The 9,612-nt window shown below is 67.8% G+C and carries 10 protein-coding genes and 1 pseudogene; 5 read left to right on the forward strand and 6 right to left on the reverse strand.

The window, feature by feature from the left end; genetic code table 11:
- A complete protein-coding gene (locus G6N67_RS33935) occupies window positions 1-1,137 on the reverse strand; it encodes a site-specific integrase (protein WP_036439581.1) in 1,137 nt (378 codons plus the stop codon).
- 331 nt (window positions 1,138-1,468) lie between these two features.
- Between G6N67_RS33935 and G6N67_RS33940 the strand changes: the two genes are divergently transcribed.
- From G6N67_RS33940 to G6N67_RS33950, 3 genes are all read left to right on the forward strand, one after another.
- Window positions 1,469-1,759: a helix-turn-helix transcriptional regulator gene (locus G6N67_RS33940; protein WP_036439579.1), complete on the forward strand. Its 291-nt coding sequence runs from the start codon at window positions 1,469-1,471 to the stop codon at window positions 1,757-1,759.
- 227 nt (window positions 1,760-1,986) lie between these two features.
- Window positions 1,987-2,733, forward strand: a complete 747-nt coding sequence (locus G6N67_RS33945; protein WP_036439577.1) for a helix-turn-helix domain-containing protein — start codon at window positions 1,987-1,989, stop codon at window positions 2,731-2,733.
- Window positions 2,734-2,763: 30 nt separating this feature from the next.
- Window positions 2,764-3,795 carry a hypothetical protein gene (locus G6N67_RS33950; RefSeq protein WP_036439575.1) on the forward strand — a complete coding sequence of 344 codons (1,032 nt, stop codon included), beginning with the start codon at window positions 2,764-2,766 and terminating at the stop codon, window positions 3,793-3,795.
- A 50-nt stretch (window positions 3,796-3,845) separates the two neighbouring features.
- Here the strand turns inward: G6N67_RS33950 and G6N67_RS33955 are convergent, their stop codons facing one another.
- Window positions 3,846-3,998: a hypothetical protein gene (locus tag G6N67_RS33955; protein ID WP_163642046.1), complete on the reverse strand. Its 153-nt coding sequence runs from the start codon at window positions 3,996-3,998 to the stop codon at window positions 3,846-3,848.
- Here G6N67_RS33955 and G6N67_RS39005 point away from each other — a divergent pair.
- Window positions 3,994-4,116, forward strand: a pseudogene (locus tag G6N67_RS39005) (IS21-like element helper ATPase IstB); the annotation flags it as partial. The gene G6N67_RS33955 and the pseudogene G6N67_RS39005 sit on opposite strands and share 5 nt — an antisense overlap.
- A 483-nt stretch (window positions 4,117-4,599) precedes the next feature.
- Here the strand turns inward: G6N67_RS39005 and G6N67_RS33965 are convergent.
- From G6N67_RS33965 to G6N67_RS33980, 4 genes are all read right to left on the reverse strand, one after another.
- Window positions 4,600-6,438 (reverse strand): hypothetical protein, encoded by a 1,839-nt coding sequence (locus G6N67_RS33965; RefSeq protein ID WP_081812779.1) that lies wholly within the window; start codon window positions 6,436-6,438, stop codon window positions 4,600-4,602.
- 27 nt (window positions 6,439-6,465) lie between these two features.
- Window positions 6,466-7,077: a TetR/AcrR family transcriptional regulator gene (locus G6N67_RS33970; RefSeq protein WP_036439573.1), complete on the reverse strand. Its 612-nt coding sequence runs from the start codon at window positions 7,075-7,077 to the stop codon at window positions 6,466-6,468.
- A 73-nt stretch (window positions 7,078-7,150) separates the two neighbouring features.
- Entirely contained in the window at window positions 7,151-7,885 is a 735-nt protein-coding gene (locus G6N67_RS33975; RefSeq protein ID WP_081812777.1) for a sensor domain-containing protein, read from the reverse strand.
- Entirely contained in the window at window positions 7,882-8,457 is a 576-nt protein-coding gene (locus G6N67_RS33980; protein ID WP_051579163.1) for a hypothetical protein, read from the reverse strand. The genes G6N67_RS33975 and G6N67_RS33980 overlap by 4 nt, the downstream gene beginning before the upstream one ends.
- A gap of 111 nt (window positions 8,458-8,568) precedes the next feature.
- Here G6N67_RS33980 and G6N67_RS33985 point away from each other — a divergent pair, with 111 nt between their 5' ends.
- Window positions 8,569-9,519, forward strand: coding sequence for a hypothetical protein (locus tag G6N67_RS33985; RefSeq protein ID WP_036439569.1), 951 nt, complete (start codon window positions 8,569-8,571; stop codon window positions 9,517-9,519).
- The last annotated feature ends 93 nt before the right edge of the window (window positions 9,520-9,612 follow it).

Here is a 9,612-nt window from a genome sequence, read left to right on the forward strand (position 1 = left end):
TCAGAGCCCGAGTTGGGTGACCGCGTTGCCGACCAGGGGTGCTTTCTCTCGGGCGTAGCGCGCCACCATCGCCGGGGTCTGGTGGGCTGTCTGGCGCATGATCGCCACGGTGTCGGCGCCGTTGCGTATGGCCTGGGTGACGAATCCGGCTCTCAGGCTGTGCGCGCCGAGTCTGGCGACCTCGTCCTCGGAGAACCCGGCTCGCTCGGCACGCCGGCGCACCGCGGAGTGCACTGCGGCCCCGGACAGTGCATCAGTCGAGAGATTGCCGTTCTGTGCGATGGAGCGAAACACCGCCCGTCCCCCAGTGATCGCTGGGCGCATCCGCCGGCACAGGTGATCCTCGAAGTCATCGTCGACACCGCAAACCGCAGCGATGAGTGCGGCGCGACCGCCGCGGTCGAACGCGGAGACTGCGAGGGCCCAGCGGGTGTAGGCGCACGGCGGGCAACGGCGGGGGTCCTCAGTGCGCGGAAGTGCATGTACGCGGCCCTCGCCACCCTGGTCTGTCTTGGATCGGCGCACGTGAATATGCATCCCGTCGAGCGGGTGCAGTGCCAGATCAGCACCGGTGAGTGCGACCAGCTCGCTGCGGCGGAACGCTCCGGCGAATCCCATCAGCAACAGCGCCGTGTCACGCCTTTCACGGACCCCACTGGCCCACCCGGTCACCTGGGCGCGGGCCGTCTCGACCAGAGCCATGATGTCCTCGGTCAGCAGCGGGTCGCGCGGCGTTCGGGGACGGTCACCGGCGATCGCGTATTCGCGGCGCAGACCAGCGGCGGTTGCGCGCACCAGTGCATGCTGCGTGGGGTCGCTGTCGCAGCTCGCGCGGCGATGTCGGTCGCTGATCGCCGCGACCCACTTGGCCAGCGTCGCGGCGGCATAGGAACGGCGGCCGTCGCTGTCGACGGTCTCGGCGGCTTCGACGAGGTAGGCCGCGACGACATCTGGACGTGCCGGTAGCGGACGGTGCTGGTGGGTGGCACACCAGCGTTCGAATCGGGCCCAGGCGCTGTCGTAAGCGCGCCGGGTGCCCGGCGATTGGGCAGCCGCGGCAGCACGCAGGATCGCCTCCTGTGTGCGCCGGTCCAAGGCGGTGTCCGGACCGTCCGCTGGTACGGCGAGTGACGGCATGGTGGCAGCCTATCGCCGTCCAGGTACTTTCGATGCCGCTGATGTTTGCACGTGCATAAATGCGTGCATCGGCTGAGCTGGGACTGTCACGTCTTTTGGCTGCCGGAGCCGTGCGTGCTCACTGGTGTCATGTGCCTTGCGGGGGCTATGCCATCTGCCCAGTTCAGCGATCCGTCCGGTGGCTTTTCAATGCGGTTCCGGTCAACGATTCGGGTGTCGGCTACAGGTGTTTTGCCTGGTGGGCTCGACTAGTTCCGACCGGTGACAGGGCGATGAAAATTCCTAGTGCGCGGCAGCCTGAATGGCCCGTTTGCAGCCTTAATGTCGGCACATGGAGAACACGAGAGTCGATGAAGCCGCGGCCTATTTCGCAGACCGCCTACGGACACTGATGGGCGGCCACCTCGCGGTGCAGCCCCGTACCGGCCGGCAGCGGCGTGTGACGCCGCTGAGCGTCCACAGGATGCTGCAAGTCGAGCACCCTGACCTCAAGCTTTCACAGACGCAGTGGTACCGATACTGCAACGGGGTCGCGTCGCCGCGCCTCAACGAAGTGTGTGCAGTGGCCGACATCTTCGGTGTCACCCCGAGTTACTTCGTCAGGGATACACATCCGCACTGAGAAAACGCGCTCACCAGGCACTTCACTGGACCTGCTGCGGGAATGAGAATTCTCAGGGGTTAGCGCCGATAAATCGAGGGTGACCGTGCACTGCGCGGGAGGATGGCCAGAATCGGGGCCGAGAAAGACAGCTACCGGGACTGAACGGCGGCCTGTCACGTCCCCATTCTAGGCGGTCCAACAGCAACGATATACACAACTATCGCGATCCCGCTATAGTTGTGTATATGTCCGGCGTCCTTACCACCGCGCAGGTTGCGCACCGCCTCGGTGTGCACACCTCCCGGGTGCGCGCGCTGATCGCCGCAGGGCGTCTGACCGCCACACGCGCAGGCGACCAGTGGCTCATCGACGCCGACAGCGTCGACCGGCACGCCGACCTGATGACCGCGGGGGCCACAGGGCGGCCGTTCGCGGCCCGCACCGCCTGGGCCGCAGCTGCGATGTGCGACGGGCTTGCCAGCGGACTCAACGCCACCGAGCGCTATCGCCTGCGCAACCGACTCGCCCATGCCCGGGAGGCCTCCGCGCCCTGTGAGACGGTGCAACGCTGGCTGTCCCTGCGCATGCAGACGGTGCGCCGCTACCGGATCGGCGCGCGCGACGTACAAGACCTCCTGGGCACCGGCGACGTTCTCCCCACCGGGATCAGCGCGGCTGACGTCTACGGTCTCGGGCTGGCATCCGGCGGCGCGGCCGACGCGTACGTCAGCGCCGGGACCGCGCGCCGACTAGTCGCGGATTTCTTTCTGATCGACAGCCCACAGGGGAACCTCACACTGCGGGTGCTCGACCTCGACATGGTGGCGGCGACCGAGATCGTCGACAGCGGCGCACACGGTGACACCTTCGCAGTGCGCGCATCGCCGCGGTTGATTGTCGGTGCCGACCTGGCCGACGACACCGACGCACGGACGCGTTCCGCGGGCTGCACATTGATCAACGACGCGCTGCGCGCGACCAGGCGGACCTGAACGGTGGGCGCTCTTGAATGTCCCCATTCGGTGGCGCTGGAAGCGATCGCGGCGATCACGGGCCAGACCATCGACAGCGCCACCGAAATGTTTCTGGCAGGACGGCAGCCTGGTGCCTCGGCGATTGCCGACACCGCGGACCTCGCTGCGGCCGTGGACCGTCTCTGCACCCGGGTCGGGCTGGCACCGGCACTGACGCAGAACGAACGCGAGCGGCTGAACACCGATCTGCGCGCACTGGGACAGACGGCGCAGCAGGTCTCGCGCGCCGACCTGGATCGGTGGAATCAGATTCTGCGCACCACACCGGATTTCGTCCGGACCTTGGAACAGGATGCCGTCGTTCTGCCCGACATGCCCGAGCATCAGATGCGCATGTGGCACACACTGCTGGACTTCGAAGAGACTGATCCGCCGCCGTGGGTTCTGGTCGGCGGGCAGATGACCATGCTGCACCTGCTTGAGCATGGAGTCACCATTCACCGGCCCACCGACGACGGCGACATGGTCGTGGGTGTGTGGACCCGCCGCGACGCGCTGCGCGACACGACGCTCTACCTGACCGGCAACGGATTCACCGAGGTGAAAACCAGTGACGGGTTGGGGTATCGCTTCGCTCGCGGGAAGACGGTCATCGACGTGATGGTCCCCGAGGGGATGGAACGCCAGAGGCGACCCGCCAGGACCGGGTCGGGTAGGCCCGGACTCGGCGCTGAAGGTGGAAACCAGGCGCTGACGCGTGCGCAGCGCGTGCCGATTGAGTCCGACGGTCGGCGAGGATACGTTCGGCGACCCACGCTGCTGGGTGGCCTGGTCGCCAAGGCCCACGCATGGACCGTGGATAGCCGCGATCCGGAGCGCCATCTGCAAGACCTCATCTCGCTGGCCGGCCTGGCGCTAGGTGACCCACGCGCTGTGCTGAGCCAGCTTCGGCCCGACGACAGCCGCGCCATGCGGGTCGCACTGCGTCGCGTCGGCGCTGATCACCGAAGGATTCGCGCCGCTGACGACCCCGCCGGTGTGTACGCCTTCCTCACACGGATGGCGAATCCGGCTGGATGACGGGACTGGCATCGAGGCAGATCGAGTCGCGCCGCAGATCAGCGAGCCTGTCACGTCATTGACGGTGCGCCTGACACCGAGACCTCTGACACCAGCCGGGCGTAGCTGTCCCTGGCCGCCGGCGAACGCTCCCCGCGAATCGCCTCACCGACAGCCCTGATGTCGATGTCCCCGCGCCGCGCCGCTGCTGCGACCGCCTTCACCGACCCCAGACTGTGCGCGGCGATCGTTGATCGACTCACATTCGGCGGCAACATCATTGAGACCGGGACCGATTCTTACCGCCTGGCCCACGCCCGCGCTGCACGGGCCGCTACCTAATCAGCCACAACGCCTGTAAAGATGCCCATGCACCTTGCCGGACTCACCTCGCGGTCGCGAGGCGGCTTGCGGTAAGGGCGCTGCTAATGGATACCTCGGCGAGTAGGCCCGGTGCGGCGACCATGTCACCGACGAGGTAGCGGTCGTCGCCTCGGGTGATCGCGGGCCGATCTCGCCAGGTCTGGCCAGGTAGGTCCAGAGCCCCGGTGCGGTAGTTCGCCGACTGCTCGCGTCGCTACGTGACACGATCGCGCCAACCGGGGTAACTCACTCGGTCCAGAAGACCTCGAACATGTTGCTGCGGAGGCTCAGCATGCTGACCCAGTCGAGCAGCGTCCGCGAATAAACGACATTCGCGTCGATCAAGGACGCGCGACACAGGCATGCCGGCCACCGCAACGTCCTCGGAGTTCTTGAAGCCCTCGGCCCCTCACGTGGTACCGCGGCAATCAGATCGGTGACCATCCTCACCGGCCGCCGGATCTACTCCAGCAGTGCGGCCACTTCTGCATCCCTGCGGGCGTGCAGCCGCTCCATCACCTCCTCGGGTGGGCAGCGCAGCGCGCGGGCCATGCCGGCGAGCGGGTCCCGAACGCGGCGGCCCAGCAGGCCCGCGAGCCGTCGTGCTGGTGGCGCATCGGCGGGGATGCACGTCGACTGCACAGTCGAGTCCGTCTTGTCGAAAGCCAATACGAGGGTGTCGCCGTCGGCGCCGCCGACGGCGGCCGCGACCGCGCGCAGGAATCCGATGGTGGGTCCGCGGTTCGAGGACAGCCGCCACCGGATGGGCACCTGCCCGACGGTGGACGTGAACAGTCTGGTGATCCCTGGTGTTATGTCGAGCGCCGCTGCTGCCTGCGCCGGCAACGGCATCTCGGAACCGCGTAGCAGGTTCGCGTCGACGGAGATGGCGACACGGATCTGGCGGCCGTTGCGGTACACGCCACGGGCGGTTGCCGCAGATTCGGGTTTGGGCCAGGGATCGTCGCCGGTGCGCCGCCGGATGATCCCCTTTTCGATGATGTAGCCCGGTGTGCCCATGAACTTGCGCACCGAACTTTCGGTGATATCGGGTGCAGCTGCGGTCACCTCGGCCACCACCTGTGCGGTGCTGACTGCTCCGCCGGCGGCGTCGATGCGCGCGCCGATCTCGCCATAGATGCCGGCGTATTCGCGAAGACCCCACCGAGCCAGCCCCCAGGTTGTTCGCGTGGTCCGGATGAAGCGCGCGTCGCCGTTGAGAACTGCGCGCAGGTACACGCGCCGCTGGCCGGCAACAGGCAATCCGGCCGTCGCGGCGATCTGCTCCAGGTCGCAGGGACTACCGGCAAGGTGCAACGCCGCCTCGGCACGGTCTCCCACACCCGCGCCCCACCGCACCCACCGGTCGCCGACCCGGCGCAGGTCCGGCTGCTGCTCGATGAACGCCATCGCCGCCGACGCAGTGATGCCCACGCTCGCGAAGTAGTTCGTCAGCTGGGATCGGGTCGGGGCACGGCGCAATACGAGGGCACGATCCAGCGCGGCATCGGCTGCGGTCAGTGCGCCGGCGACCTCCAGCCACGGCCCGGTGCACTGGTAGGGGCCGGCCAGATACAACACGATCTGCCCGGCGTCGGAGCCCAGATCCAGTCCGAACTCCTGCAGCGCAGCCGCGGCGGTGGCCTCTCGGGTGAGCGCACCCAGACATGTGCGCAGCTGCTCTGCTGCGTGTGCGATGGGGCTGTGCCACGGCTCGGTGAGCAGATCCTGGAAGCGCAGGCGGCTACGCGGTTCGTTGCGATGCACGTTGACATTGGCGACTCCCAGATGGGTCGCGATCTCATCGATCGACCGCGGGCGCAGCGCCCATCCGCGCGCGGAGAGCACCGTGCGGTCATAGTCGTCGAAGCGCCCGATGAACCGGCGAAGCACCGCGGCCAGTGACGACGTGCTCATCTGCGCCTTGGTCGTCTTCGGCGCGGATAGGTGGCGCGCGACGGCATCGCACGCGGTGAGCAGAACCGCGCGCACGGTGGCCTCGCCCGCATAGGGGCGTCCCAGCAGAGTGGCGATCGTTTCGGCGCCCAGATCCGACCAGACCGTGAACTCAGCGGCGTAGGCGCTGTGGGCACGCACGGGGAGCCAGCCGTAGGGAATGCGTTGGTTGCTGATCTCGGCGAACCCGTCGACCAGCTCGTCGATCGGTGTTTCGGTCTGGTCTTTCGTCGCGGCCCACCACTGCCCGCCCCCGTCGGCCCCTGCGGTGGAGGCCGTCCGACGCTTCGGCCGCGGCGCGGTGCGCACGTCACCGGTCGCCGTATCTGTATCGACGCCACGCATTTCTCTAGGCTATCGGCCCGGGTGCGATCACCTATTTTGCGGCGGCTGCCGGTCGTCGGCGTGGCGGAAATAGCCCTCGCGGATCAGTGACGTGGCCGCGGCGTGCCAGCGCGCCAGCTGCGCCGGGGCGTCCAGCGGTTGTGGCAGATGACGCTCGATGTGGTGGCGGAACATGATCGTCCCCAGGCCCAGGATCAACGGGTTGAGCGCCGCCCACAGCGGGTCCGGGCCCGTAGCTGATGCGCTGGCCGCCGGCGCCTGGGCGGCGCTGACCTGCAGGATCCGGTCGAAGAGGGCCGCCCCGATCGGGTCGCCGTCGCACAAGGCGCGCGCCATGTAGGCCGTGGCCTCGGGGTTGCCGACCAACAGTTGCGCGAACCGGCGGTGCAGCTCTGCCGGCGTGGGTTGTGAACCCCCGTGGGCGGGGCGCGCGGTGAGGGTGTGGGAGACGATACCGAGAACGTGCTCGTCGACCGCAGCGATCAGCGCCGCCTTGGTGCCGAAGTAATGCTGCACCAAGCCCAGACTGACGCCGCACCCGGCAGCAACTGCTCTCAGTGTCATGCGCGAGGCGCCCCCGGCAGCGGCCAGTGTCAGCGCGGATCTGACGATCAGATCCCGCTTATCCGGTTCGACCATTGCGACGCCGCGCACTTCATCCCCGTTCTGACCCGTCCCCGTCACGGATTGAAGCAGATCCCGCGCCGCCGATCTAGGCCGCGTCGATGCGCTCCAGCGACACCTGGGCGACCTTCTCGGCAAGATCGTCTGGCACGGCGGGCCCGTCATCGCGGTAGTAGGTCACGCTGATATCGACGATGCAGTTGGCGGCCACCACTACTGCGCGCTTGATGGTGGCCTCACCGGCGAACGTACTGAACACCACCTCGGCGCTCAGCTGTGCCGGTTCGGTGTGCACGGCGCTCACCCGGTAGGCCAGATCGTGACCGGATCCCGCGGCGTCGGCGACACGCACGTCCGCATCCTGGCACTGCCGCCATTGGTCGCCGAACGCGGTCACCGCATCACGTGCTGCGGCCTCCGAGCGCAGCGCGATCGCCGCGACATCGACGAAAACGTGGGGCGGCATGAAACCTTCGCTGTCCCAGCTGTCCTCCGCCGCCGCCCAGATCGGCAGCGCCTTGTAGACACTGAATGTGGCCTCTTCGGCTACCCCGGCACAGGCAATGTCGCCGCTGTAGTCGGCCCCGACGCCCAGCACTCGTGCACCGCCGACTCTCGGAGGAAAGTCCTCGGCCTCGAAAGCGATATCGAGTGCGGCGGACAGTTCGTGGTGGGTGGGCAGCACGTCGGCGACGTTGCGTCCGATCCGCACATCCGGTGTGCCCTCGATCGCCGCCGATCCGCTCACCGCTACGGTGCATCCGCTGAGGATCCCAGCGGCCAGCGCGAATGCTGCTGCAGCGCAGCGTGTTTCCCGGCTCATCTTTCTCCGATTCCCGGGTAGGACAGGCAGTAGGTGCGCGGCACCGACCGGTAGACCATCGTGCGTGAAGGGGGCGCGTCTGTGCAAGCGTGCGCGTCGCTGACTTCGAACCGTTCCTCGATGCGGATGGTCGCGGCACCTGCGCTCGCGCAGGGCGTCTGTGCGTATATGCCGGTGGGGATTCCGAACGCATAGCACTGGCCTGTCATCAAGTTGGGGACCATGCACAGCCGCGCGGTGAGTCGGTCGGCGAACGGTTCGACGAACACGGTCGCGTCGGCGGGTGACGGGCAGTTACCTGCTACGTCGGTGTGCGCGGCCACAGTGTAGGTCATGCCGTCGCCGCAGCGCGCCACAGCGGCACTCAACGCGTCGTCGTGACCGTCGCCGTGCAACGCGGCGCACTCGCCCACCGGCACTGGTGTGCTGACCGTGGCGGGCCCGGTGTCGTGCTGCGCGGCCGGATCCGCCGTCGTGCACCCGGCGATCACCGCGGAGGCCATGATGGCTGCGGCGGTCGCGCGGCTGCGTTGACGTCGCAGCGTCGCCAGCCGCCGGGGCTCGGGTGTCATGTCCTCTATTCTCGCCGCTGTCCATGCAGTACCGCGCACCAGTTTCTGGGCGGCCCGGAAGCGGGATTCTGGTGTGCGGTGGGGGTGCTGGCCCCACTTAGGCTCGGGGATATGCGATTGCGCGTGAAAGCCGGCATCCTGCTCGTTGCCGCCGCTGCGGTGGCGGGTTGCACCGGTGTACCGGACCGCGGGAGTGAAGCCCTCGACATCGAGCAACGGATCTCGGCGATGCCGGGGGTCAGCGATGTCGATCTCGTCTATGACAACGGGATTCTGGAGGGCACACGCTTTGAGCTGCGCATCGACATGGCGCAGGCCACCGATGAGCAGATCGGCGCCGTCGCAGCCGAGATCAACACCGCACGTGGCGACAGGTTCGAGGAGTTCGATCAGCGCATCGAGATCGATATCGCCGATTTCGTCACTCTGGGCGCCAGCGCATCGCTACCCGACGATTCCGCAGACGTGGCGACCCGGCTGCGGGACTTGGATGGGCGTGTCGCCGCGCAGACGATCGATATGCTCCGCACCTCCGCCGGCGCCACCAGGATCACGATCAACGGCGCCGAGGAAACGGCAACTGTGGTTGACACCGTCCTGCAGGTGTTCGCCAACCGCCCGTTCGACCAGGTCGAGGTCAATCCCCCGGCAGGGCCCGGCACCCAGGCCTCTTGGTGGATCCGCACACAGCTGGGCCCGGAGCAGAAACACCACATCGACATGCAGCTGGCGGCCGCCGCACCCGCGACCCCGCGGCTGCTGATCATCCGTGATGGCGAGGTCGAACGCCTCAACGTCGCCATCCCCAGCCCCGAGACCGCACACGCCGACATTGTGCGGGTCATCGCCGCGCTCGGCGCCGGCTCGCAGCACCCGCTGGAGCTGGGCTGGTCCTGGGCAGATGATCCGGCCCGCCACGGCGATCTGCGCTGGTCGGGCGGCGTCGACATCGGCAACTGCGCTGACCCCGACGCGAACACCGGCTCCGATCCCGACCTGGTGCCCGCCGCCCGCCAATTCCAGCAGCGGATCCGCGACGAGTACGGACCCTGCGTGAAGTAGGCGCGCCGGCTGCGCGGTTCGCCGAAGACGGACCTCCGGGGAGGCGCGCACCCACGGAAACCCGCCACAACAACGGATTCGGACAAGAAAGGG

The organism is Mycolicibacterium mageritense, from assembly GCF_010727475.1.
Lineage (GTDB): Bacteria > Actinomycetota > Actinomycetes > Mycobacteriales > Mycobacteriaceae > Mycobacterium > Mycobacterium mageritense.